Source organism: Biomaibacter sp. TOL, assembly GCF_059717795.1.
The window spans coordinates 744,436-770,793 of the sequence record NZ_AP046092.1; the positions used below are offsets into that span (position 1 = coordinate 744,436).

A 26,358-nucleotide genomic window follows, 5' to 3' on the forward strand; every position below is an offset into this window, starting at 1 on the left:
TTTTCATTGCAAAAACTTTCTTGTCCAGATATCCATGGTGAAAAACAGCAGGGCCAGCGGCAACAGTATATAGTCCATAGGGCTTTGGCTCCAGTTTTTTTTCTGCAGGGGTAAACGAAAGACATCCGTGTCCTTATTGGCTATACCTCCTTTTGCAAGCAGATACGCCGCCTGGCTGTCTTCTTCCCAGATGCTGTATTCGGGCGAATAATCCAGATGGATTATGCGAGAGGCTTCTTTTACAGATTTACCATTCTCTGTAAGGCTCACGGCCAATAAATACTCTCCCGGCTTTTCCATGGCAATGTTTCCTTCGAACTGGCCGGGTCTTATTTGAACAAGAGGAATTTTTTTCATGAAGCCTTGGCTGCTTTGGAGGCTGGCTTCCACCGACTGGCCCGGGTCATTAATATTTGTGGCCACATATACTTGTGCATCGCATCCCCTGCGGGTTATTCTCACATCCAGGTCGTTTTCCGGCTGGAAAGCCAGGCATGAGTTTACCAGCCTGCCCCATTCGCGCTGGAAGCCTTCCCACATAATCCAGTCCCTGCTCCACTGGCCGCTTAAATCAGAGGTCCATACCGCCACTTTCCCCAGGCCGTAGAACCACTGTGCCAGCACCGGGTCATCGGAATCACTTTTCAATATAAGCTCTGCCTTTTGCTTGATGCCGGTGGCCGTATACCCATCAAGCGACGGAAGCGCTTTATTTTTGAAGAGTTCGCCAGAATCAACCTTTTTAGGAATGAACCTTTCATTGTTCAGGTACTTTTTTGTACCCAGATAAGTCTCTTTAACAAAAATTTCCGGTATTTCCGACATGTTCTCAGCCACATAGCTTATGCCCCCGCCCTGCTGGGCCAGGGCCCTGAGCATGGAAGCGTCCGCATCCTTGCCGACGGCCACAGTGGATAGAGTGATGTTTGCTCTTTTCAATCTTTCCAATATGCTTTCATACCCGCTCTTTTCCGCCTGCCCGTCGCTGAGCAGGATGATGTGCCTCACTTTCACGTCAGCATCTTCAAGGGCTTCCACGGCCTTTTCCAAAGCCGGAAGTATAAGCGTGCCGCCTTTGGGCGCCAGACTCTCCATCTCCTGCCGGACTTTTTCTTTGTCCCCCACGGGGCTGAAAGGCAGAACCCACTCCACCACATCGGAAAAACCAATCACCCCCATTTCGTCCTGTGATTCCAGCACCTGTGCCGCCTTTACGGCAGCCTGCTTTACCAGATCGATTTTTCTTGCGCCCGCGCTTTCTTCGTCCATGCTGCCCGAGCAGTCCAGCACCAGCACCAGACCCGTATCGGGCTGCCTTTTCTTCCCTTTCGGCGTACACGATACCGGCAACATTTTTTCCAGCAGGGTGTCTTTGTAGCCGCCGGGCGCGAATGCATTCCCGCCGCCCACCACGATTAAACCCGTGCCTTTTTCCCTCACGCAAAGTTCAAGGTTTTTTTCTAAATTCTCCGATAGTCTGTCATGGGGCACATCTGCCAGTATAATCTCGCTGAAGGATGAAAGAAATGTGAGAGTGTCCGGCACCCTACCCGGAGCATAGGTTTTATGTTCCAAGCCCAGGCTGTCGAGGAGGTGCTCGACGTTTTTAACATTTTTTTCTTCGCCAATAACCAGGACAGACGGCATGCCTTTTATTGACGGAACCAGGGTGAATGTATTGTTTTGAGGGCAGGTGTCTTCCTGAAAGCGTATCTCCCCCTTAAAGGAGGGAACCTTTTTCCCCCCTAAGTCCACTTCAAATTCATATACGCCGGTGCCTTTCTGCACCCGGAGGGGCTGCTGCATTATTAAATCATCGTCTCTGTAAAGGTAAAAATAGCCTTCGGTTTCCATGTTTGAATCCAGCGTTATCTTCAATGGCGCCTTTTCCCCATGGTGAAGGTTTTCCGGCAGCTCTATGGAAGTCAGCTGCACATCCCCGCCCTGCGAGGAATTCAAACGGTAGAGCACCGCATTTATCCCGCTTTGTTCCATGCTCTTCCACATCCTTGCCGCACTGCCGATGTTTTCTTTTCCGTCGGTGAAGACCACCAGCCTCTTGTTGACATTGGAGGGAAAGTAATCCCGGCAAAATTCCAGCGCTTTTTCAAGATTGGTGGTTTCTGGGTCGGGCGCTGTCTGCAGTTTTATCTGTCGGGGCTCGCCGGTAAAGGCCATCTCTATCATGGGTTCTTTTGCAAAGCTTACCACCGCCACCCTATCTCGCGCTTTTTTGTTGTTCCGCTGACGGTTTATGTATTCCTCCACCTCGCTCTGATTCTGGCTGGCGCTCAGCGAACGGTCCACCAGGAATATTGTGGCTGTAATCCTGCTCGGCATAATAAGCCTCGCCCCGGCCAGGGCCAGCAGGAGGCATGCAAGGGCGGCAAATCGAAACGCAGCCCACAGGATGAATTTTTTTCTGGAAAAAGCCCTGTAAAAAATCCCGGCGCAAAAGATATAATAAAGCAGCACTGCCGAAGCTACTGCTATTGTTATGGTATCTATCGATGAATCAAAGCTCACGCCTGTAGACCTCCAGTTCCAGCGCCATGAAAACCATGGCTGTCAGTGCGAACATGCGGCCGACATCCCGGGTAACGGGATTCATCCCGGCTGCACCCTTTCGAGCAGTTCCCTTTCGGTCAAGGAATTCGGCTCCGGTGACGAAGGTTTGGGGGGGATTTGCTTCAAAGCTTTTCGCCATGCCTTCCGAAAGCCATTTTATAGAGCGGTGAACCAGCACCGGAAAAGCGGGGGTCATGACCATGTTGGTTCCGGAAAAATCTATGGAAGAGATTATCTGCCGCCGGCCGTTTTCATCTCCGCAAATCATGACAGGCCTTCCGTCGGCCAGCAGCACGCTCTTAAAACCTTCTTTTTGCTTCAGAAAACATCCCTTGTCCGCATAGATGCCTGCCAGAGCAAGGCCAGACGATATGGAGGAGTTACCCGGCTGTAAAGGCACGGCATGGTCAAAGGCCACTCCGCAGTCGCCCTCATCCGGATACAGCTTCCACACGCAGCATTCCTCCGGAAGATGCGCCGGACCCTGCTTTTGGGCCAGTACGAATATGTCGAAGGTTTTTTTTATGTCGTCGAATGATTTAGCCTTCTCGAAGTGTATCTCTGCCATGGACTGCAGCGCCGCCTCCATATAGGGGTTTTCCCCTATCATCACAACTTTTGTTTTATATTCATCTCCCAGGGGCAGCACATAGCTGTCGTCTTCCGCCAGCATGTCTGTGCCTATTATGCTCAGCCTCACCATATCCGGAATCCGATCCAGCTCAAAGCTTATGTATTGTTCCCCTCCGGATGGAACGTATGCCCTGCCTATTATTTTCCCGCCCCGATCATCTTCGGCCTTTACGGCAATGGTTTTGCCTTTGTCCGAGTAATTTTTCAACCTGCACAAAAGAGTTCGGGAGTAGTAATCGAAACTTGCTCCTGCGATGCCTGCATCGTCCAGCCTGCCGCCTATTTTTACGGAAGTTGTGCCAAAGTCCAGATCCTTGTCCGTGAACACCACCTTTTCGCCCGGGTAAGTTTCCAGCACTGCTACTGCTTTTTGCGCATCCAGACTATCTGATGTGCATGTGAGCCCCTGCAGCGCCTTTTGCGCCCTGCTTTTTTCCGCATCCTGCAGATATTCCTCCGCGCCGTTTTTTAGAAGCAGAAGGCTTACAGCCGCATCAGCCGGCAGGGCTTTTATATACTTCTGCACTGCAGCCTTCGCTTCCTCAAAGCGCGTCAAGCCGTTTTCCCGGGCGTTCATGGAAATGGAGCCGTCCAGGGCTATAACCACTCTTTTTTCCTGCTCTCCCCTTGCCAGCAGGGGTTTTGCGGAGGACAGCACCAGCATCAGCGCGCAGGCAAGCTGCATCGCTAAAAGCAGGTTCTGCCGCAGGCGGCTCACGTTAAGACCCGCTTCTTCCACTATCACTTCATCCCACATCCTTATCCACGAAACCCTGTGTTCTGCCGCCTGCTTTTTCCTGAGATAAAAAATTGCAATAACGGCGAGGAAAATTCCGTACAAGAGGTTAAACGGCTGTGCAAAGCTCATGCATACACCCCCGGTATGCTTTTTATGAGCTTTACTGGCGGTTCTTCGCATTCAGCCATGAAATAGCCCATGCCCCTCGACATGCACATATATTTAATGCGGCTCATGAATTCCGTCATCCGGCGCCGGTATTTTTCCTTCAGCTGCCGGGTGGCACGGATTCTCCGCACAGCGCCCGTTTCCATGTCTATCAGCTTTAAATCGCCTTCTATGGAAGGAGATATTTCCTCCTGCGCCAGGGTCTGCACCAGCACGCTGTACTGTGTGTCCTTCCCGAGGAAATCCACGGTTTTTCCAACCCATTCCCCGAAAAAATCGGAGATTACGTACGTCATAGCTGTGCTGCCGGTCATCGTCTCCATTATTCTTTCAAAATCGGCAGCACCTTCGGGCTTTATATCCTGCAGTAGGCGCACAAGCTCGAAAAAGCTTTCAATGCCTGCCTTCTCCTGTTTGAGCACCTTCATTTTTTGTCCTGCCAACACAAAACTCAAGCGATCACCCTGTTTTAAGGCGATATGGCTCAGGCCCAGCGATATTAGTTTTGCCGCTTCCCACTTGCACCGGCCTCCGAAACCCATGGAAGCGCTGGCATCCAGAATTATCCTCACGTGCATTTGTTTTTCTTCGGTAAATTCTTTGACAAAAAGCTGCTCTGTTCTGGCATACGCCTTCCAGTCGATTTTTCTTATGTCTTCTCCGGGAATGTAGCCGTGGTGGCCGTAAAATTCCTGCGAATGCCCCGCTCCCGCCCCCCGGTGCACGCCGGTTCCGCCTTTGATCACCGCCGTCGGCAGGGCGAGCTTTAACCGCGCCATTTCCCTCAGAAAATCCTCCATGTCACTTTATCCTCCTGAGGATTTCATCCAGAATCACGTCGGCATCGACTTTTTCCGCAGAAGCCTTGAAATTTAAAAATATCCTGTGCCGCAGGGCAGGATATGCCATTTTTGCCACATCTTCAAAGGACGCGTTGAATCTCCCCTCTGCCAGCGCCCTAACCCTGGCACCCCTGAGCACAGCCTGCAGGCCGCGGGGGCTGGCGCCGCAATTCACGTACTCCTTTACAATGCTCAAGGAAGTTCTGTCAGGATGGGTTTCCAGCATGAGCCTGACGGCTTTTTCCTTGACACTGGCTGCCACAGGCACCTGCGCCACATGGTTCTGCCAGGCAAGAATGTCTTCCCGGCAGGCCAGCTTTCTTATTTCCGACTCTTCGCTTCTGTCGACCGTCACATCCAGTATGCGGTATATATCCTTCTCGGAGGGCAGGCTTATTTTCAACTTGAACATGAAACGGTCCAACTGCGCTTCCGGAAGGCGATAGGTTCCCTCCATCTCCAGGGGATTCTGAGTGGCCAGAACAAAAAAGGGTTCGGGCAGCCTGAAGGTGTTTCGGCCTACGGTGACGGTCTTTTCCTGCATGGCCTCCAGCATGGCGCTCTGGGTTTTGGGCGTAGCCCGGTTGATTTCATCGGCCAGAATCATTGAACTGAATATGGGGCCTTCCTGAAATTCAAAGGTCAGGCCGCTTTCGCTCTTATTCACTATGTACGTGCCGGTGATGTCCACGGGCATGAGATCGGGCGTGAACTGTATCCTGGAAAAGGGCAGGTCCAGCACCCTTGCGAAAGTCTTCACCATGACGGTTTTGCCCAGGCCAGGCGCCCCTTCCATCAGTACGCTGCCGCCTGCGATAATGGCAATAAGAATATTTCTTATGATTTCGTCCTGCCCTACCACCTGTTTCTGTACCTCTTTTTCCACCCCTTCAAAAAAATTTCTGAAATTTCTCACATCGCTGCTTTCCATTCAAAGGCCCCCGTTCAGTCTGCTAAAGTATTCCAGCACTAGCGGCCTTTCTGCCGCCGGAATTTCGTATTTATCCACGTATTTCATGCCTTCGGCCAGAAATTGCCGGTAAAGGGTCTTTGCGTCTGTAAATTCCCCATTTATCTCAATTGTTCTGTCAGACTTTTTTTCTTGTATTCTCCCCCCGCTCTGCCACTGGCCTTTTACCTCCTCCGAATATGCTTCTCCGGCATCGGAAAGCGACGAGGCTGCTTCTTTCTGCACTTTCCCCATATGCCCCTGCCTGCCGTCGACCGCTCTCTCCGGCACGGCGCTGCCTCCCACCGCCTCCCGGCTGTCCGAAGCCATCATGCCCTCTCCTCCGGATGCCACCGAAGAAACGCCTGGGCTGCCGGGCTCTCCATTTTTCATTCCCTCATTATTTCCCCCTTCGGTAAAGGCGCTGCTCTTATTCTGGTCTCCATAACCTTCAAAACCGCTGCCCGCCTTTGCCAGCAGCCTCTCCTTCAAGCTCTGCAGTTTTGTCTCCACGTTTTCGGCGTAAGACTTTTGGCTTGCGCCCGATGCCGGACGGGTGAACTGTTTTAAGAAAGAAGCCAGCAGTTTTCCGTCCAGTTCGCCTTTTTCAGCTGCTGTTTTTATTTTTTCGAGCAGCCTTTCTGCATCGCCGCCTTCTTGCAGTTTAATCCTGCCCCGGAATTTATCTATATTTTCCAGCACTTTTTGCTGCGCTTGACGGCTGAGCGCCTTATTCTCCACAACCCGGGCCGCACCCTCGGCATCGCCTTGCTCCAGAAGCTGCTTTGCCTCATCAAAGTCATTCCCCGCTCCGTCGAATATACCGGCAAGACCCTTCGCGCCATTTGCATCCCCGCCGTATTCATGCGACCCAAGCTTTTTCTGGGTCTGCGAAACATCATACGCCGCCTGTTCAAAGCTCGTGCTTTTTTCCATCTTCTCCGCCAGGTCGTACAGAAGGCGAGACAATTTTTGGTCGGGCTGCCCGGCGCTGTCTCGATTCTCATCATCAGAAGTTTTTTCTATCCTTTCTGCCAGCTCTTTCAGGTTTTCAGCCTCGGCCTTCAAATCCTCGCGCACGCTCTGCATCTGGGCAGCCTGCTCTATCCGGGGGGATGGAATCAATAATATGCCGGCTGAAACCATCAAAATCCAAAAACAGTGCCAAAGTCTTTTCCAGCAAACTGACGGCCTGTATTTTTTTGCTGGATTGAATTTTTCCACCACTTCCAGCACTTCTTCCCTGAAAGCTTCCAGCACATGACCGCTTTTGCCAATGCATTCCAGATATGCGGACAGCCTGTCATGAAAACCCATGGCATCTGCCACCAGGGCTGCATCCTTCATGCCCGGTCGGCGCAATACACCGGCGCAAAGGCCCGCAAAAGCAAATACGGCTGCTCCGGCTTTGACTTTTTGCAGGAAATACGTGATAGCGACGAGGTGTGAGGCTGCCGCCAAGATAAACACATACCATGCCCACAGCACCGCAGAGCCGATAAGGCTGTCGGCGATGGCGCAAAACCACATCTTAAACCTTATTTTCTCTATGGCATATATGACCGGATCTTTCACAGAAAAGGGTTTTCCGCTGGCACCCACAATACGTTGCATTTTAGCTACTCCTTTTGTCGTTTTTTGGCAGCCCATATGAAAGCAACCGAGGATACCGCTGCCCAGAATACAATGCACTGCATGAAAGGCATGTATCCCTGCTGCACGGAGCCGCCGCTCTGAGCATTCAAAATTCCGGCCTGGGCCAGAGCCGGCGAAAGGAAAAACTGCCATGGTATCCTTCTGTCAAAAACTGTGGTTATCACCGTCTGATTATATTCAATGTAAAGGTAGGTCAAAACGGGAACGACTATGAGCACTGTGAAAATGAAAACCGTCAGAGTCAGCCCCCGCCATCTCTCATCAATTTTCAGCGCCTTCAATAAATCTTTGACCGCAAGCAAAGCCATGCCCCACGATGTTTGAATGGCCAGCGGTATGGCGAAATTCACCCCTTCAAGCTTTCCCATCGCAAAAATGGCCAGCATGAACGGCAGCTGGGAAAAAGTGAATATCGCGGCCTGAAAACACAGTTTCACGCCTTTCATGCCTTCCCGCCCGCCCTCTGTTTCCCAGAAGGGCAGCAGAACTGAAAATAGGAGGAAGGAAAAGAGGGCAAAATACATGTACCCGCGGCTGTAAAGCTCGGGATGATACCCTTCCATGCGCAGGGGCACAGCAGAAATGTACAGCGCCGCTGCCGCTGAAATCATGCCCAGGTAAACGAGCATTATTATTTGATTTTCCCTTTCGATATTCAGCAAGTCTTTTATGAAAGCAAGGCACTTATTTTTCTCCATGGCTGTTGTTTGCACCCTTCACATAAATCTCCGGAAAAATCACCCTTGAATCGCATTGAATTTTCAGAAGCAGAGGCCCTTCCGACGTGCAGTGCACCAGCCTTTCGTCCCGAAGCGTGCCGCCGTCGAAGGCTTCCCATGCGGAATCGCTCCAATTGAATATCTGAATGCTATTATGCTCCGACGGCTCGACGTAAAAATCAATCTCTTCGGCGCGAAATTCCGGCGGAAGCGGATAATACAGCAAAACCTGTCCGGTATTCTGCGGCACGAACTCCCTCTGGCCCATAGACCAGGCCTCGCCTCTGCCCAAAGCCGCGGGTTTTATGTAGCCCCACGGGAAAGATATTTTACCGCCATCCCATATCAGATTCACATTAAAAACATGCAGGGTGCAGGACTTGAGCTTTCTTTTTCTTCCGCCCACTTCGGCCTTGACCTGTTCCTGCCCAAAACCGAAAAGCCTGCCTCCAGAAGCCCCGTCCTCCAGATTGCCAAAATAGTATTCCAATAGCGCTCTCTCAGTGCTGCCCAGGCCCGAAAGTCTTTCAACCTCCTGCAGAAAGTTGAAATCTCCCATCCCCCTCAATCCATAATCGAGCCGGTACTTTACCTCCACTTCTTCCCTGCCGTCGATGTCTCCCAGGTTGATAAAGGTATCGCCCAGCACCAGGAAACATTTGTTCAATCTGTATGGAAACGGATTTTTTATGACCCCGGATACAACCTCCTGCCCGGTAAGCTTCAGTTCAAATTCTTCCAAATCCGAGTTTTCCGCTGAAGCGCTGAAAACATAATGGGGACCGTCTCCTGAAAAAACCACTCTGCCCTCGCCGGGCATGTATTCGCACGAAGCGTCCGGCGGACACATAGCCTCCCCCGACGGCATGCTGACGGCACAGGTTTTCCCGCGGGCGGGATATACGCCGATCAAAACGTATGATTCAGCGGTATTTTTACTCCCCCAAAGCTTTACGGCAGCCGATGCTGCGGAGGTATCCCGCAGCCCCGCCCCCAGCGCCGCGATGTAAAAAACGGCGCAAAAGCCTGCCACTGCTGCGGAAAAAACCCACTTGCTCCTTTTTGACAAATAAATCGAAAAACACCCCACTGCAAGATACAAAAGCATCAATAACAGCATTAAATAAAACATTCTGCGCGACGGTCTCAGGCTTTCATCCACCACAAAATATATGCCCTCTGCTCCGGCGAGTTTTTTTGAAATGCTGCTTTTACCCCATATTCTTTTTATCATGGGAGTTGTTAAATGCTTTCGCACAAGGCTCGCCACGTACTGCGGGTCAGCTTCTTCCAAATCCTGCTGAACGAAAATCACTGCGCCCTTTCCCCAGGTGATGGTAGGCATTTCCGAATACTCAAAAAGCCCTTTCAAATTTTTATAGGCGTACTTTTTTGCGCCTATCAAAATGCAATTTCCCTTTGAAACCCATCGCTTCAAAGCATTCTGCATCCCGTCATCGAGCCGGGATGCGTCGAAATCGTCTATGATTATTATGTTGAAGCTGTCCAGGGCTTCATCGGTCAAATCCTTCTCTTCGTCCAGCGCTGACAGGAATGTCTTCTGCCCGCCGATAAAAGAAAAATCTGTAGAGCTCAGATATTTGTACTTTTCGGGCTCATCGCTGAGCACACCGATGAAAACGCTGTTTTCCGGCAAAACTTCAGGTTTAGCCGCTACCTGTCCAAGAATCTGCCCGTCTTTTTCAAAGCGGGCTGAAACCTGAATGTCCGGTTTATAGACCGGCACGAAAAAGCGGACTGTTTTCCTGCTGTTTTCCGGTATTTGCAATGAATATGCATACGAGTTCCCACCCGCCTCTACCTTTAACACGCCATCCGCGCCGCCTTCGCCTGCCTCAACTTCCACGGCTACAGGGTTTGTGCAGCCCATTTTGCATTTTCCTTCAAAACCGGCTTCCACGGATACGCTCATGGCCGGCATTGCCCTGGCGCATGTTTGCAGCGCAGGCCAGAAAAACACCAGCGCCGCCAGCAGGAGCGCCGTGCATGAGGAAAAGCCTGGCCTTCTTGCAATATTATTCGCCATAAGGAATATGTATCACCCCGTTTTCTGTAATCACCGCCCCAAAACAGCCGCTAATAGATTCGGGATGGTTGAGGATAGTGTCAAAAGCCATTTTATACCCTTTGTCATCCGTGCCGGTGACAAGCCATATGGGGTTCAAGCTGCCTATGGTAGCGCCGTAGGCATAAATGGCCCCGGCCTTGTCATGGCTGCTCACCGCTTTGCCTTTGAAGTTTAAAGCCTGGAGCTTGCCGTCTTCAAATTTGGCGTAAACTCCCACCAGCTTGTTTTTGGTATTGATATCCTTGAGATAATCGTTCCCCTGAACGAGGCTGTCCCATTTGCCCAGCAAAATGTAGTATTTTTTGGGCGTCTGAATTACAGAAGCATCGAACTCAGCAATATCCACCTGCTTTACTCCCTTATCTTCAAGACTTTTCTTTAATTTTTCTGCATCTTCTTTGCAACCTTCGGTATACATAATCACTGTACCCGGATTTTTGCCACCGTATCCGCCTTTAAACGGCTGCGGGTACGAACCTATGATCGCCGGAATGAACATTGTCACGCTCCAGTCGTGATAATCCCACCATATGACATCGCCCGGCTGAGGCCTGTATTCTGCAATGCCTACCGGAGCGAGTATGCCGTTCACCCAGTAAAACCAGTCCAGCTTTTTTCTATCCTTGCCGGTGTAAAAAGTGTAATGGGACTCCAGGCCGTTGATGGCGTTTACAAACCCTCCTCCATAGGCGGTCTGTATGTCCAGGTTCCGGAACATAACTTCCATTCCCACTTCGTCTCTTACCAGCCCCACATTTTTGGCAAAAATTTTTTTATGGCCAAAATCCCGGGTGACGATTAAGTCCACTTTATACGGGCTTTCTATATCGCCCGTCGCTTTGTATTCCCGGGAATTTTCAGACGCAGGGGTACCCTCCTTATATTTCACCTCTCCCTGCACCGGGCCCTTGTAGCCTTTATATATTGTTGCGGCATCAGGCTGAGTTTCAGTTTTTGCTATCGAACTTACTTTATTATCCAATTTTTTATCCGAGGGCTGCTCTTTATTTTGCTGCGTAGCTGAATTTTTTGAGATATCCTGTTTTTCGGGCGATTTTTGTTCTGGGGAGTCTTTCACATCGGACTCTTTCACACCGCCCAATTCCTCAACTTCTTTTTTGTCCGAGTCCCTTAAAGCTGTTCGGCCGGGTTCAGCAGCACCCCCGGCTTCAGAAGTCGCGACCTGTTCATTTTCGCTTATGTTCGTGACCACCCTGGGCCTATCCGGTCCACAGGCAGAAATCGACATCAAAATCGCAAGAAATATTATCAAAACCATCGATAATTTCAAAAATCTGCGAAGCTTCATGCCATCCACCCCTCCTTAAAAAATAAAGCACCGTCTGTTTCAGACAGTGCTTCCGTTGTTCGGTCAGCCTTTGTCAAAGTTTTATCGATTTTTTTATTTCCTCGATCCGCACAGGCTGCTTGTCCTGTATAAATATCTTGATCTCGCCGTAATTTATCTCCCGGAGAAAGCTCAGCAGCCTTTTTTCCTTCTCGGTCAGCGCACCCTTGGCCAATTCGTCCTTATCTTCGTCCTTATCATTCATGGAATCCCTTCTTGCCTGCTCCATCGGACTCCATGACGTCGAATTGTGCGTTGCCCGGCAACTGATTCAACACGTGAAAACATAATAAAACCCCCTCCCTATCATCCGTAGAGTTTTGAGGTGCAAAAAACAGGCAGGTCTTCTGGCTCGAGCTTCATCGCCCTTTCCGCCTTCCCGGTTACCCAGTGGCGTTTTAGGAAAGGGCTCCTCTCACACAGCGGCGGGACCGCGCGGGATTTTCACCCGACTTCCCTTTTCACCGGCCATGGCCCAAATACCCACGCCGGCACCTGTTTTCTTAATTTCAAATATATGATATACCAACCATTTTTTATTGTCAACATTTAATCTGATTTGCAAAACGTATCATAATGGAAACCATGTTAAATAAATTTTAACTAAATTTTACAAACATTAACAACGCTTTAATATTTTTATAATATATCGCCTTTAAAATTATGATTAGCGCTGGGAATTTGTATGCTAAGCACTGCTTGCCATTCATGCCGGCTTTTTTCACCATCGGTTTTTGCATCAAATCCCGGTCAATCACTCATTGAAAGGAGAATAGGAATGTCAATCAAAGCCAAAAGGCGGTGGTATGACAAAAAGTTATGGAAAAGCTGATAATGGTAATTCTGGACGGTTTGAGATACGATGCGGCATATTGTTCAATGGGATTTATGAACCACCTCGTACAAAACCACAGGGCTTCGTTTTACCGGGTGGTGGCGGAAACCCCCACGCTTTCAAGGCCGCTCTACGAAGTTCTGCTTACGGGAACTCCCCCGTTTAAAAACGGAATCGTTTCAAACGGCACAGTCAGGCTTTCCAGCCGGCGCAGCGTTTTTCACATGGCCCGGGAAAATGGCTTGACTACCGCCGCGGCTGCTTACGCCTGGATAAGCGAGCTTTACAACCGTGCCCCCTTCGATCCTTTTGTGGACAGGGAGCAGGAAGATTCCAAACTTCCGATTCAGTACGGCCGCTTTTATTTGGAAGGATACACGGAAGGACCTCGAAGAAAAATACGGTCTTAAGCACATGGATACCGACATGTCCAGCGCCGAAGAAATCGCCAAATTTGAGGCGGAGAAAAACAATCCCACTGCCGATATAGGCGACGTGGGAGTCGGTTTTGCACCGATTGCTGTTGAAAAAGGGGTAACGCAGGCATATAAAACATCTTATTGGGATGAAATCCCCGACTGGGCCAAAGACGACGAAGGCCACTGGATAGTGGGATATCAGGGGACCATGTCTTTTCTTGTGAACAAAAAGCTTGTGGATAAAGTGCCCGAGTCCTGGAAAGAGCTGCTGGAAGGAGATTACATGGTTTCCGTCGGCGATGTTATGAAAGCCGCACAGGCCCAGCATGCGGTATTGGCAGCCGCTGTCGCTTTCGGCGGGGATGAGGGCAATATACAGCCCGGCATCGATTTTTTTGCAAACCTCGCAAAACAGGGAAAATTGTCAAAGGCTGATGTTTCTCTCACCAATATAGAAAAAGGCGAAGTGGAAATCGCTCTGCTCTGGGACTTTAATGCGCTTGGATACCGCGACAGGATAGACCGCAGCAGCTATGAAGTGGTCATACCCAAAGACGGAAGCATCGTCAGCGGCTATGCCACAATTATAAACCGATATGCACCGCATCCAAACGCCGCAAAACTCGCGAGGGAGTACATCCTGAGCGATGAAGGCCAGATAAATCTTGCAAAGGGTTATGCTCGCCCTATCAGGAGCAGCGTTAAACTGCCCGATGACGTTCAGGCGATGCTGCTTTCTCAGGATGAATACAAAAGCGCAAAACCGATCGGGGATTTTGCAAAATGGGATGAAACTGCAAAGAGGCTACCTGAACTCTGGCAGCAGCAAGTGCTGTCAAATCTCAAATGACGGAGGTCGCCATGAAGCAAAAATCCATGCTGCCGATTGTCCTTATCTTTTTCGCTATGATTGCAGCCTTTCTCCTTGCTCCCCTCGCAATCACCATTGTTTACAGTTTTAAGGATTCAGAAAGCCGGAGCTGGGGACTGGCGAATTATATCGCTGTGATAAAGAACCCGTATTATCTTCAGGCTTTCCGGAACAGTTTTCTTGTGTCTTTATTCTCCAGTCTTTTTGCGCTGGTCGCATCCTTCTTTATTTGCTGCGCCCTGCACGCCTTTTCGCCAAAGCTGCGGGAAAAGCTGCTGGCATTTTCAAACATGACATCGAATTTTGCCGGTGTTCCCCTCGCATTTGCCTTTATAATCCTTTTGGGAAACAACGGCGTCTTCACCATTTTGCTCAGAAACCTTGAATTTCCTTTTTCATTCGACCTTTATTCATGGAAGGGTTTGGCCGCTGTTTATACCTATTTCCAGCTTCCTCTGGCAGTGCTCGTTATGTTTCCGGCTTTTTCGGCCGTTCGCGATGAATGGAAAGAGGCTGCCGCGCTTTTGGGCGCAAGTCCCTTCCAGTTTTGGCGTTATATTGGACTGCCCGTGCTTATGCCGTGTTTTTTGGGTACCTTCAGCCTGCTGTTTGCCAATGCCATGGGTGCTTATGCAACCGCATACGCTCTGGCCGGAAGCAGTTTCAACCTCGTTACCATCCGCATTGCGCAGCTCATCGCAGGAGATATATTCCTGAAGCCCGAGCTGGCCGGCGCTATGGCGGTTTTGCTCGGAAGTATCCTGTGGCTTTCAATATGGTTTTATCACAAGACCATGCCGGAAACGGGGAGGGATGCCGTATGACGGGCAAAAAAAGCTCGATATGGCATTACATCACAGCAGCGGCTTTCATGGCGTTTTTGCTGCTTCCGGTAATTGCTACATTATTATATTCCGTTGCCATCTCATGGCAAAATTCCCTTCTCCCTGACGGATTGACCCTGAAATGGTACGCCGGCCTGCTGTCAGACGCCCGTTTTCTGAGCGCGCTGGGCCGTTCATTCACAGTCTCTTTTGCCGCCGTATTATTGGGAACCATATTAATCACTCCATCGGTTTTCATTATTGCGGCATATTTCCCCCGCGCGCAGCGCCATATGCAATCTGTTGTGATGCTTCCCTTCGTATTCCCGGGCGTCATGCTTTCCGTGGGCCTGTTACGGATATATTCTCAGGGGCCCGTTCCTCTGGCAGGCTCGTTCTGGCTTTTGCTCGGAGCTTATTTCATCTCAATCATACCATTTTTCTATCAGGGCATTTCAAACAGCCTGCACACCATAAATGCCCAAGAACTTTTTAATGCGGCCATAGTTCTGGGCGCAAGCCCGCTCAATGCATTTATAAACGTAATATTGCCAAATATATTCCCGGGAATCGCTCTTTCCGCTCTGATGTCCTTTTCCGTATTGATGGGAGAATTCGTCCTGGCAAATCTCTTGGCTGGCGGGGGCTATGAGACCGTTCAGGTTTATCTCTATAAAAAATTGAGCGAAAACGGGCATATAGCCAGCGCCATCGTAAGCTCATATTTTGTGATGACGGGTGTCATTGCTTCGATTGTCCTCAGCACCGGCAGGAATAAACTTTCGCAAAATGCATTTGAAACAGGGCATTCCAAAAGCAATGCCGTTCAAATTCAGAGGAGGGAAGCTGTTGAGTTACCTTGAAGCAAACGATCTCTGGGTAAAACTGGGACGAAATGAAATCCTCCGCGGAGTATCCATGAGCGTTGAAAAAGGGGAAGTAATATCGATCCTGGGACCAAGCGGCTGCGGCAAAAGCACCCTTCTTCGCACAATAGCCGGGCTTCTGGAACCCCAAAGGGGCACCGTATGCATAGACGGCAGGGATATCACACACGTCGAGCCGCAATTCAGAAACATCGGCATGGTCTTTCAATCTTACGCCCTTTTCCCCAACATGAATGTATCTGACAACATCGGTTTCGGGCTTCGCATGAGGGGCATGAAAAAAGACATGCGAGATAAACGCATTCGCGAAATGCTCGAACTCGTAAACCTCAAAAACAGGGCTTCGCATTACCCCCATCAGCTTTCCGGAGGCGAACAGCAGCGGGTGGCGCTGGCCCGGACCCTGGCGCCCTCTCCGAAAATAGTTCTGCTGGATGAGCCGCTCAGCGCTCTGGACGCAAAGATACGCAAAGCATTGCGCGCGGAGCTCAGAAGCATATTAAAATGCGCCGGCGCAACAGCCATATTTGTCACGCACGACCAGGAAGAAGCCATGTTCATATCCGACCGAATTTTTGTGATGAACATGGGAAGATTTGAGCAAAAAGGGTCTGCAGAAGAAATATATGTCTCGCCGCAAAACCGGTTTGTAGCAAGTTTCATCGGCAACTATAATCTTTTAAGCGGTGATGAAGCCTCCTTTTTTGCAGAAGACATCCCCGGCGGAAGGAACTATGCGCTGCGGCCCGAAGCAATATCACTATTTTCTCTGGATCATCTGAACATTTTGAAAAGCGGCGATAAAAATCTGATCCATAGCGAAGGCATAATTGAAAGCAGTCATATGTCAGGCAACATCGTGCACTATCTCGTAAAAGCCGGGCCCGTCAATCTTGCCGTCGATACGCTTTACCGAGAGGATTGCGCCAGATATTCAAGAGGCGAGCGGGTGTTGATATGCTTTTCTCGGGATGCCCTCAAAGGCATCGAGAGGAATTAAAGATGGCATGAGCTTTCCTCAAATCAGCGCAGCTGAGATGTACACTGGGGTGCTCGCCAACCCCTCCGAAGTCAAGACAAATCCGCTTGATTTTACCGGATTTCCCGTATCCGGCGTTGCATCCACCTATGAAAGCGATTCATTCATCCCTGATTCCGCCTCGACAGGCACGTCTATCGCTTCCGGCTTCAAGACTGCCGACGGCATAATCAACATGGACCCCGCAAAGAAAATAAAATACGACCCCATAACGCGGCCTCTCAAAGCAAAAGGCTACAAAATAGGAATTATAACTACCGTATCCCTGGAACACGCAACGCCTGCTGTCTTTTATGCAAATCAGGAAAGCCGCAATAATTATTACGATATCGCCCTTCAGCTTGCAAACAGCGGCTTTGACTTTTTCGGCGGCGGAGGCTTCAAAGACCCGGACGGAAAAAACAGCAAACTCCAAAATCCGGAAAACATTCTCGATGCAGCCATAAGGAACGGTTATAAAATTGTGAACACAAAGCAGGATATCCTGAACCTGAATTCCAAATCCGGCAAAGTTATCGCCATAAACCCCGAACTCGACCACGATGCGGCCATGCCTTACGAAATAGACAGGAAGGCCGGCGAACTCAGTCTGTCCGATTTCGTCAGAAAAGGAATAGAAGTCTTGGACTCGGAAAATATGCTGTAAAAATCAAGAATAATCTGGGCAGGAAAGTGTTAAGTCATTTATCTACTCAGCAAGAAGCGCTGCCATGACAACCGGCAATCTGAATATTAAATTTAATGTGAAGCACAATACAATTCCAGAAGCTGTATTTATGAAAAAAGCAATTAGAGGCCATTTTATGCTCTGGGTTTCTTTATAAATAGTGAGGAGCGTGGTGCCGCATGGGAAATGATTTAGGCAAAAAAGCATGGTGCACACAGCAGTAATCCAGGTCCATCCGTTGGCCACAAACAATTGGCGCATGGAATTTAAGCTGTGCAGTTCAACCATGTGGCCGTAAGACATGTAACTCATAATGAGGATGGGAATCACTATTTCATTTGCAGGAAAGCCCAGGATAAAGGCTGTAAGGATAAAACCGTCGAGGCCAAGCATGCGGGCAAACGGGTCCAGAAAAGTGGCGCAATGATGCAGCAGACTGGCGTTGCCCGCATAAGTATTGGCCAGAATCCATGTTATCAGCCCTGCCGGTGCAGCAACCATTACAGCCCTGCCCAGGACGAATATAGTCCTATCATAAATGGAGCGAACAATAATCCTTCCTATTTGAGGTTTTCGGTAAGGAGGCAATTCCAAGGCAAAAGTCGAAGGCAAACCTTTCAGCATGGTCACGGACAAAATCTTTGACACCATAAGAGTAATTATTATCCCCAGGATAATTACCCCTATGATCGATATGGCTGCAACCACTGACTTGTATTTTTCTACATCACCTGCAATAAAAATCATCGCCAGGGCTATGAGAGTTGGGAAACGCCCGTTGCAGGGCACATAGTTATTAGTTAAAATTGCAATGAGCCGTTCGCGCGGGGAATCGATTATCCTGCAGGCAATTACTCCTGCAGCATTGCATCCGAATCCCATGCACATGGTAAGTGCCTGCTTTCCATGAGCGCAGGCTCTTTTAAAAAATTTGTCAAGATTAAAAGCCACCCTGGGGAGATAACCCAAATCTTCCAGCACAGTAAAAAGAGGAAAAAATATTGCCATCGGCGGTAACATCACCGAAACTACCCAGGCTGTTGTGCGATACATGCCAAGGATCAGTGCCCCATGAAGCCATTCTGGCAGGCCCGCCCATAAAAAAAATTCCGTCAGTCGGGATTCTATCCAGAAGAGCCATGAGGCCAATACCTCCGAAGGATAATTGGCTCCTTGAAGAGTAATCCAGAAAATACATCCGAGCAAAAGAATCATGACGGGAATGCCAAAGGTGCTGGAAGTAAGGATATTGTCTATTTTGCGATCAAAATGATTATACTGCACATCTTCAAACACTACAGATGCTCTGCAAATTTCTTCAGCCTTTTTTACAATGCTCGCCACAATTCTGTCCAGAACATCTTCTTCAATACCATTTTGTTTTAAGTATTGTTCTGTTTTTTCTATGGCAAAGCAAATGTTCTGATTTTCTTCAAGACTTTGCCCCATATATTTTTTGATCGAACCAAGAACGGTTTTATCTTTTTCAATCAACCTCAAAGCAAGCCATCTACTGTTAATATCTAGCATTATATTCTTTTCTATATAGGGTTGAATTAGCTTGACAGCGCCTTCCACAACATCATCATAAACAACTTTTATGGGATTGACTTTCGTTAAACCGGCAGCCATTTTGTAAATTGCATCCTTCAGCTGTCCCATACCGCGCCCATCCCTCGCATTTGTACCTACCACAGGCACGCCGAGCAATTCTGACAATTTGTTTAAATCAATATGAATTTTTTTTCTTTCGGCTTCATCCAAAAGGTTTACACAAACTATGACATCGCCTGTAATTTCCAGTATTTGCAAGACCAGGTTCAAATTCCTCTCAAGGCACGTCGCATCCACAACTGCCACCACTGCATCAGGCATGCCAAAGCAGATAAAATCTCTTGCCACCTCTTCTTCCGAAGAATTGGCACAAAGAGAATAAGTTCCGGGCAGGTCTACCAATGTGAAATTGCTATTGTTGTGAGTAAATCTGCCTCGGGCATTCGTTACTGTCTTGCCAGGCCAGTTTCCAGTGTGCTGGTTCAAGCCTGTAAGGCTGTTGAAAACTGTGCTTTTGCCAGTATTCGGATTGCCTGCCAGTACAATTACAAAATTATCAGGCGATTTAATCTGATCCAGCAATATTTCTTTCATCAACTCAAGCCCTGTGGACTGATGAGTCAGACCCATCGCAAAATCTCCCTTCTCCATGCTTATGGAAACTCGACCAATATTTTTGACGCTTCCTCGGAGCGAAGTGCTATCACTGCGCCCCGAATTTCATAAGCCACCGGGTCCCCGGCAGGGCTTTTCTTCAACGCTTTGACTTTTGTATCGCAGACAAGCCCCAAGTCCATCATTCTTCTCCTGATATTGCCGCAGGCAGTCAGTTTACGGACTTTCCCGAAGCTGCCGATCGGCAGGTTATTCAAAGGAATCAAGTTTTCCATAATGCTCACCTCTGAAAAGTCATATTTCTCGGATTCATAAAATAAATTAGGAGTGAGAAAAATTTTTTCTCACTCCTAACTTATGATGAATCTATTCTATTTGTTACACCTGCCGGACTCGGCATGAAAGGCAGGAGTTTATAATGGAGAGCAATAATGAATTTCACACGGTCAGAGGATATGAAATCCTCAAAAAAAGCAAAAAAAATCTTACGCCCAGCATGGAAGACTATCTCGAGATGATATACAGAAGTTGTTCTACAGAGGGTTATGCGCGCATCAACCAACTGGCAGAACAACTCAACGTCAAGGCTTCTTCCGCATCAAAAGTTGTCCAAAAACTTGCCCAAATAGGATATCTCGCCTATGAAAAATACGGCATAATTCAGATGACGCAAAAAGGCAAGACTTTGGGCAGTTTTCTGCTGAAGAGGCATAAGACCGTAGAAAAGTTCTTAACAAATCTCGGAGTCAAAGATACAGTCTTGGCCGATACTGAAATGATCGAACATCATATCAGCATGGATACCCTCGAAAAAATAGAAAGATTGAATGATTTCTTAAATGAAAATCCTGAGATAGCTGAAAAACTTCGTCAGTTTGATAAGAATTGCAATAACGATGATAATAATTATAAAAAAATATAAATGGTTTAGGAAAGTTTATGACAAAAAAAAATAAATGTCTCTTCGCTATAAATATATGTATAGCGAAGAGACATTTTATCGTGGAAGCCTTTGGTATGGATTCCATGATATGAAGCCAGCAATAACTTATAATGTAAAGTTTATATCTGCATTAATGAGTCATTTTTTAATTTTCTTCATTTGAATGCATTTGCATGAAGAATGCATATTAGCGCAAATCCCGCCAAAGATGGAAAACAAACCCCAGAATAATGGCTTAGTTAATATTCCTATTAGTGATGGTTCGCTCACAGGCAGCAGATAAATTCCCCATGATACCAGATAACATCCTCCTATTATACAAATATGCCCGAAAATTGCAAGCTGCCTATCCACTATACTCATCACCTCCTTTGCATCATAATCCATCGTAGAAAAATGCTTTACAGGAAAGCTAAGAACGGCCAAGGGTTGGGTTGAGCTTGTCCGCCGTTGTTTTAATTCCTTATAGGGAGGCTAAAAACTATCTGCTACAAGTTTGTCGGCAGTTGTAGTTCCATGTTTCAATTCATTATAGGGAGGCTAAAAATCGCCGCCCGGTGGGTCCCGTACCCCACCCTGCAGGCGGTTTCAATTCCTTATAAGGAGGCTAAAAACCGATTGTAAGGCAAGTGCTTTAACAATGCGACCAGAGTTTCAATTCCTCGTAGGGAGGCTAAAAACGACCCGGGACGGCTACGTTTGCAGTGACTGTATGGAGTTTCAATTCCTTGTAGGGAGGCTAAAAACTAAAGTCTCTCGAGGACGGCTGGGACATCAACATACTGTTTCAATTCCTCGTAGGAAGCTAAAAACTCAAATAACAAATTTCCTTGAAAAGGGGAGGATATAAGTTTCAATTCCTCGTAGGGAGGCTAAAAACAGAAATACAAGAAGGGCAGGATGGGCAAGCTGGTTTGTTTCAATTCCTCGTAGGGAGGCTAAAAACCCAGCAGAGGTCCTGAATTGGATGTTGTTTGTTTTTCGTTTCAATTCCTCGTAGGGAGGCTAAAAACTTTTAGGTATACAATATCGATATAGCATCATATTGTGTTTCAATTCCTCGTAGGGAGGCTAAAAACGCATAACGGACAAAAATCGACGCATATCTTTTCAGGTTTCAATTCCTCGTAGGGAGGCTAAAAACACTGTTCAGTAGTGGCTGTGCCGGAAAAGGTTACTGGTTTCAATTCCTTATAGGGAGGCTAAAAACTTCGGTGTGGCAGTACGCAAAGACGGAAAGAAAATGTTTCAATTCCTTATAGGGAGGCTAAAAACTTGCCAGTGCGTTTAATTGTATTAAATAGAAGGGCGGGTTTCAATTCCTTATAGGGAGGCTAAAAACAATGTGTGGACTTTTTGGATTTTTTGATGCAAACAACACGTTTCAATTCCTTATAGGGAGGCTAAAAACTGCTTTTAAACTTGTATGCCGCCTTTATTATTTCTGTTTCAATTCCTTATAGGGAGGCTAAAAACCCTCTGGCCGTGTTGGTTTCCGGCCGTCTTGCTGCGTTTCAATTCCTTATAGGGAGGCTAAAAACATGCACTTGGGGCCACAGTAGAATTTATGAGTCGGGAGTTTCAATTCCTTATAGGGAGGCTAAAAACCTTTTTGTATACAGTTTTGTTCCGTCGCTGGCGTATGTTTCAATTCCTTATAGGGAGGCTAAAAACTTCTACCAGCTTATGCGGCAAAACGGCATAATGAATGCGTTTCAATTCCTTATAGGGAGGCTAAAAACCATCGAGTTTTAAAATCTTATTTGCGGTTGCTGTTGGTTTCAATTCCTTATAGGGAGGCTAAAAACCCCGTGGGAGCTCGACGCAGCCCAGCTCTATCCACGTTTCAATTCCTTATAGGGAGGCTAAAAACTACCAATTGTTCTTCTGGGAACGTTTACAATAGGTTCGTTTCAATTCCTTATAGGGAGGCTAAAAACTGTGGATTTCAAGTATATACCGTATTGTATGTGGATTGTTTCAATTCCTTATAGGGAGGCTAAAAACGTCCCTGGCCCTACAATTGCACCCCCGAGTGTCCAGTTTCAATTCCTTATAGGGAGGCTAAAAACTTTTTGAAGAACGCATTCCTGCATTCTTTCCAGGCTTTGTTTCAATTCCTTATAGGGAGGCTAAAAACATTGAGCGTTTGTGTGAGTTTGAACCTCCTGAAGGTGTTTCAATTCCTTATAGGGAGGCTAAAAACTTTGAACGGCTCTGGTTCTGGCGAGCCTACTGGAATCCGTTTCAATTCCTTATAGGGAGGCTAAAAATCCGGTGTGACCTGCACAGCGCAAGGCTGCGACAGGTGTTTCAATTCCTTATAGGGAGGCTAAAAACGGCAGCAGCATTTTTGGCATTCGCTACAACAATAGAAGTTTCAATTCCTTATAGGGAGGCTAAAAACTATATCTGATAAGCGTCACCATTACCGAGGATGAGATGTTTCAATTCCTTATAGGGAGGCTAAAAACTCAGCCCCCGCAATAATTCATAGAAAGGAGGACTTTGTTTCAATTCCTTATAGGGAGGCTAAAAACTGCTGGACTGCAGTGGACTGAAGATATGATTGAATAGTTTCAATTCCTTATAGGGAGGCTAAAAACAAAAAATTAGATGGCCATAGAAGTATGGCAGTATATAGTTTCAATTCCTTATAGGGAGGCTAAAAACTTTTTCCTTCTGAAGAAAAACCTAGATGTAATTATTTGTTTCAATTCCTTATAGGGAGGCTAAAAACAAAAACATGCAAAAGATGTGGGAAAAAGTTTAGACCGAGTTTCAATTCCTTATAGGGAGGCTAAAAACAGGTGTATTAAATGATAGAGAGGTGGTTCAATGTAGTGTTTCAATTCCTTATAGGGAGGCTAAAAACTAATACCTCTAATGGTGTATCCCAGCCGCCTCCCAGGTTTCAATTCCTTATAGGGAGGCTAAAAACTTGACTCCTATATGTCAAATATGTCATCAGCCAATCTGTTTCAATTCCTTATAGGGAGGCTAAAAACTCGTCTACTATCAGCGCATTCCATCTAATGTCGTTGTTTCAATTCCTTATAGGGAGGCTAAAAACAAAAAGTAGAGAGTATTATTTAATATGCAGCAAGTGGTTTCAATTCCTTATAGGGAGGCTAAAAACCCTCTTCGGGAGTCATAGGCCCCATAGCAATAAGGGTTTCAATTCCTTATAGGGAGGCTAAAAACAATGCTCACACTCTAAGCACTTCGGTACTGCCATTTGTTTCAATTCCTTATAGGGAGGCTAAAAACCAAGATACAGAAATATCCGGCCCCGAAGGCAGCCCTGGTTTCAATTCCTTATAGGGAGGCTAAAAACACGCCAAGACCGGTGTGTATCATTGCAAAGTCTGCAAGTTTCAATTCCTTATAGGGAGGCTAAAAACACTGCTGCCATGCTCGATCAGTATCGAGAATTTTACAAGTTTCAATTCCTTATAGGGAGGCTAAAAACGTAGAATGTTTTACCAGGGTCTTTGGCAGCTGGCGGAGTTTCAATTCCTTATAGGGAGACTAAAAACCCGGGCGGCGGTGATTTTCTGTTTGCAATTATAATAGTTTCAATTCCTTATAGGGAGGCTAAAAACGACTCTTGAACAACAAGTAAGGGCTCTGGTACTCAGGTTTCAATTCCTTATAGGGAGGCTAAAAACCGTTGCAACTCCGCAGGAGTTCTGATTTTATGCTCATGGGTTTCAATTCCTTATAGGGAGGCTAAAAACTAGAACGAAAAAGTATTTTGTCGCTCCAAGCCCCCAGGTTTCAATTCCTTATAGGGAGGCTAAAAACTGGCCCGCCAATCTTCTGTATCCTCCTGGGGAGGGAAGTTTCAATTCCTTATAGGGAGGCTAAAAACTATACGGCAAAAAAATAAACCCAGACCTCAATGTGAAGTTTCAATTCCTTATAGGGAGGCTAAAAACATTTCAGAAAGCGTTCTATTGACATCCATCTCGATGTTTCAATTCCTTATAGGGAGGCTAAAAACTTGAAGGTCTGCTTGAAGAATATCACCGCAGCCGGAGTTTCAATTCCTTATAGGGAGGCTAAAAACCTTTTAAGATTACTGCTGACGCTTCAATGGCTGGGTTTCAATTCCTTATAGGGAGGCTAAAAACATATCCGATTAAGCCCGATATATTCAAAGAAACATAGTTTCAATTCCTTATAGGGAGGCTAAAAACTTCTCGTAGCTTTTCTGCTGCCTCTTACAAGCGCAGTTCCAATTCCTTATAGGGAGGCTAAAAACCCTGAAAAGCGAAAGCGGGTGAAGTGATATGGCATGGGTTTCAATTCCTTATAGGGAGGCTAAAAACTGACGTCTCCGCCGATTTCATCATGGGTTTATCCGAGTTTCAATTCCTTATAGGGAGGCTAAAAACCAGTAACACCGGACGGCATTCCGGTTTTCTGTGCTCAGTTTCAATTCCTTATAGGGAGGCTAAAAACTTTGCGGTTACAAAATATCTGGAGTGGGAAATTGCTTTGTTTCAATTCCTTATAGGGAGGCTAAAAACTTTGCGGTTACAAAATATCTGGAGTGGGAAATTGCTTTGTTTCAATTCCTTATAGGGAGGCTAAAAACTCGAGCAGACAGTCAAAGAGCAGAAGACCTTCACCAGTTTCAATTCCTTATAGGGAGGCTAAAAACGACACTTCCCATACCTTAAAGGCACAGCACCGACCGGTTTCAATTCCTTATAGGGAGGCTAAAAACAAGAAATATAGGGAATATGTAAAACAACAAAGATCCAGGTTTCAATTCCTTATAGGGAGGCTAAAAACACCTGCCTTTTGTTCTATTTCCGTACAAATTTTGTCGGTTTCAATTCCTTATAGGGAGGCTAAAAACTCAATTATAAGTATTTTAGTATTATTTTAATTTACAGGTTTCAATTCCTTATAGGGAGGCTAAAAACCTCAATGCCATGACTGTGGGCTATATATGTCTGAATAGTTTCAATTCCTTATAGGGAGGCTAAAAACATTGTTCCGCTTCCTCGTTGGTAAGTGGAGCAGGTTGTTTCAATTCCTTATAGGGAGGCTAAAAACGGTATTCGCTTGTCGGCCTGCTCCTGGTTTTCAGCGGGTTTCAATTCCTTATAGGGAGGCTAAAAACTTTCAGACAATAGTCCAAAAGACCTTAAAACAAAATCAGTTTCAATTCCTTATAGGGAGGCTAAAAACGGACAATGTTGGGAAGATTATCACCGATGCACTTAAGTTTCAATTCCTTATAGGGAGGCTAAAAACTTACAGGACGATAGATGGAGAACCTTATGTGATTGACAGTTTCAATTCCTTATAGGGAGGCTAAAAACTAGATGGCAAGGCGCTCGTTGAGAAACTGAAGCAGCTTAAGTTTCAATTCCTTATAGGGAGGCTAAAAACTGCACCTGGAAGATGATAGCGGATAGTGACTTAAAGTGTTTCAATTCCTTATAGGGAGGCTAAAAACTTTGATGACTGCTGGAAGTATTATACGGGCAACTGGTTTCAATTCCTTATAGGGAGGCTAAAAACCTATTGCCCGGCATTTGTATCCGCCCCGGGTGGCGGGTTTCAATTCCTTATAGGGAGGCTAAAAACTCTGTTGGCAAATTCATCAAAAGCAAGCTTACCTTTGTTTCAATTCCTTATAGGGAGGCTAAAAACGAACCTAGATACAGCGTAACAATCCTACTTCCAAAATCGTTTCAATTCCTTATAGGGAGGCTAAAAACTGGATATCAATATCAAAATCGACGCACCTGAATTGGGTTTCAATTCCTTATAGGGAGGCTAAAAACTGCGGAACACGACAAGATGTGTGAGGAATTTGGCAATTGTTTCAATTCCTTATAGGGAGGCTAAAAACCTCGGCTTTTTCCTCTTTAAGCAATTTGATTTTTTCGGGTTTCAATTCCTTATAGGGAGGCTAAAAACTACCGCCGATTTATACGGCGTATACGAAGATGACTAGTTTCAATTCCTTA

Annotated in this window: 18 protein-coding genes, 1 pseudogene, 1 CRISPR repeat array and 1 riboswitch (1 of these 21 only partly in view); of the genes and pseudogenes, 7 read left to right on the forward strand and 12 right to left on the reverse strand. The window is 46.9% G+C overall.

Annotation, left to right across the window (positions count from 1 at the left end):
• Window positions 1-3 precede the first annotated feature (3 nt).
• The 9 genes from AC6I1H_RS03750 to AC6I1H_RS03790 form a co-directional block, all read right to left on the reverse strand.
• Window positions 4-2,526 carry a VWA domain-containing protein gene (locus AC6I1H_RS03750; RefSeq protein ID WP_497739669.1) on the reverse strand — a complete coding sequence of 841 codons (2,523 nt, stop codon included), beginning with the start codon at window positions 2,524-2,526 and terminating at the stop codon, window positions 4-6.
• Complete coding sequence (locus AC6I1H_RS03755) at window positions 2,516-4,069, reverse strand: BatA domain-containing protein (RefSeq protein ID WP_497739670.1); 1,554 nt, start codon at window positions 4,067-4,069, stop codon at window positions 2,516-2,518. The genes AC6I1H_RS03750 and AC6I1H_RS03755 overlap by 11 nt, the downstream gene beginning before the upstream one ends.
• Window positions 4,066-4,908 (reverse strand): DUF58 domain-containing protein, encoded by an 843-nt coding sequence (locus AC6I1H_RS03760; RefSeq protein WP_497739671.1) that lies wholly within the window; start codon window positions 4,906-4,908, stop codon window positions 4,066-4,068. Before AC6I1H_RS03760 ends, AC6I1H_RS03755 begins: the two co-directional genes overlap by 4 nt.
• A gap of 1 nt (window position 4,909) precedes the next feature.
• A complete protein-coding gene (locus tag AC6I1H_RS03765) occupies window positions 4,910-5,881 on the reverse strand; it encodes an AAA family ATPase (protein WP_497739672.1) in 972 nt (323 codons plus the stop codon).
• Window positions 5,882-7,513, reverse strand: coding sequence for a hypothetical protein (locus tag AC6I1H_RS03770; RefSeq protein ID WP_497739673.1), 1,632 nt, complete (start codon window positions 7,511-7,513; stop codon window positions 5,882-5,884). It abuts the gene before it with no gap.
• A 5-nt stretch (window positions 7,514-7,518) separates the two neighbouring features.
• On the reverse strand, window positions 7,519-8,253 hold the full coding sequence (locus tag AC6I1H_RS03775) for a hypothetical protein (protein WP_497739674.1): 735 nt from the start codon (window positions 8,251-8,253) through the stop codon (window positions 7,519-7,521).
• Window positions 8,240-10,321, reverse strand: a complete 2,082-nt coding sequence (locus AC6I1H_RS03780) for a DUF8725 domain-containing protein (RefSeq protein WP_497739675.1) — start codon at window positions 10,319-10,321, stop codon at window positions 8,240-8,242. The genes AC6I1H_RS03775 and AC6I1H_RS03780 overlap by 14 nt, the downstream gene beginning before the upstream one ends.
• Entirely contained in the window at window positions 10,311-11,672 is a 1,362-nt protein-coding gene (locus tag AC6I1H_RS03785) for a DUF4430 domain-containing protein (protein ID WP_497739676.1), read from the reverse strand. Before AC6I1H_RS03785 ends, AC6I1H_RS03780 begins: the two co-directional genes overlap by 11 nt.
• A 73-nt stretch (window positions 11,673-11,745) precedes the next feature.
• On the reverse strand, window positions 11,746-11,916 hold the full coding sequence (locus AC6I1H_RS03790; protein WP_497739677.1) for a DUF2292 domain-containing protein: 171 nt from the start codon (window positions 11,914-11,916) through the stop codon (window positions 11,746-11,748).
• 115 nt (window positions 11,917-12,031) lie between these two features.
• A riboswitch (cobalamin riboswitch) is annotated at window positions 12,032-12,225 on the reverse strand.
• Between the two features lie 320 nt (window positions 12,226-12,545).
• Here AC6I1H_RS03790 and AC6I1H_RS03795 point away from each other — a divergent pair.
• The 6 genes and pseudogenes from AC6I1H_RS03795 to AC6I1H_RS03820 all read left to right on the forward strand — a co-directional run bounded on the left by AC6I1H_RS03795 (window position 12,546) and on the right by AC6I1H_RS03820 (window position 17,232).
• Complete coding sequence (locus AC6I1H_RS03795) at window positions 12,546-12,956, forward strand: alkaline phosphatase family protein (RefSeq protein ID WP_497740706.1); 411 nt, start codon at window positions 12,546-12,548, stop codon at window positions 12,954-12,956.
• Window positions 12,913-13,815 (forward strand): annotated as a pseudogene (locus AC6I1H_RS03800) (ABC transporter substrate-binding protein); the annotation flags it as partial. The gene AC6I1H_RS03795 and the pseudogene AC6I1H_RS03800, both read left to right, overlap by 44 nt.
• An 11-nt stretch (window positions 13,816-13,826) precedes the next feature.
• Window positions 13,827-14,660 (forward strand): ABC transporter permease, encoded by an 834-nt coding sequence (locus AC6I1H_RS03805; RefSeq protein ID WP_497739678.1) that lies wholly within the window; start codon window positions 13,827-13,829, stop codon window positions 14,658-14,660.
• Complete coding sequence (locus AC6I1H_RS03810; RefSeq protein ID WP_497739679.1) at window positions 14,657-15,523, forward strand: ABC transporter permease; 867 nt, start codon at window positions 14,657-14,659, stop codon at window positions 15,521-15,523. The genes AC6I1H_RS03805 and AC6I1H_RS03810 overlap by 4 nt, the downstream gene beginning before the upstream one ends.
• Window positions 15,510-16,547, forward strand: coding sequence for an ABC transporter ATP-binding protein (locus AC6I1H_RS03815; RefSeq protein ID WP_497739680.1), 1,038 nt, complete (start codon window positions 15,510-15,512; stop codon window positions 16,545-16,547). The genes AC6I1H_RS03810 and AC6I1H_RS03815 overlap by 14 nt, the downstream gene beginning before the upstream one ends.
• Before the next feature lie 7 nt (window positions 16,548-16,554).
• Window positions 16,555-17,232 carry an alkaline phosphatase gene (locus AC6I1H_RS03820; RefSeq protein ID WP_497739681.1) on the forward strand — a complete coding sequence of 226 codons (678 nt, stop codon included), beginning with the start codon at window positions 16,555-16,557 and terminating at the stop codon, window positions 17,230-17,232.
• A 42-nt stretch (window positions 17,233-17,274) separates the two neighbouring features.
• On the opposite strand, the gene feoB is transcribed toward AC6I1H_RS03820, so the two are convergent.
• Both feoB and AC6I1H_RS03830 read right to left on the reverse strand, forming a co-directional pair.
• Complete coding sequence (feoB, locus tag AC6I1H_RS03825) at window positions 17,275-19,437, reverse strand: ferrous iron transport protein B (protein WP_497739682.1); 2,163 nt, start codon at window positions 19,435-19,437, stop codon at window positions 17,275-17,277.
• Window positions 19,438-19,460: 23 nt separating this feature from the next.
• A complete protein-coding gene (locus AC6I1H_RS03830; RefSeq protein WP_497739683.1) occupies window positions 19,461-19,697 on the reverse strand; it encodes a FeoA family protein in 237 nt (78 codons plus the stop codon).
• Window positions 19,698-19,840: 143 nt separating this feature from the next.
• On the opposite strand from AC6I1H_RS03830, the gene mntR reads away from it, so the two are divergent.
• Window positions 19,841-20,344 carry a transcriptional regulator MntR gene (mntR, locus tag AC6I1H_RS03835; protein WP_497739684.1) on the forward strand — a complete coding sequence of 168 codons (504 nt, stop codon included), beginning with the start codon at window positions 19,841-19,843 and terminating at the stop codon, window positions 20,342-20,344.
• Between the two features lie 159 nt (window positions 20,345-20,503).
• Here mntR and AC6I1H_RS03840 read toward each other — a convergent pair whose 3' ends face one another.
• The gene (locus AC6I1H_RS03840; protein ID WP_497739685.1) at window positions 20,504-20,728 is read right to left on the reverse strand and encodes a hypothetical protein; all 225 of its coding nucleotides are present in this window, start codon (window positions 20,726-20,728) and stop codon (window positions 20,504-20,506) included.
• Window positions 20,729-20,817: 89 nt separating this feature from the next.
• Window positions 20,818-26,358: direct repeats of the CRISPR family, unit length 30 nt; unit sequence GTTTCAATTCCTCGTAGGGAGGCTAAAAAC; it runs 8,417 nt beyond the window's last position.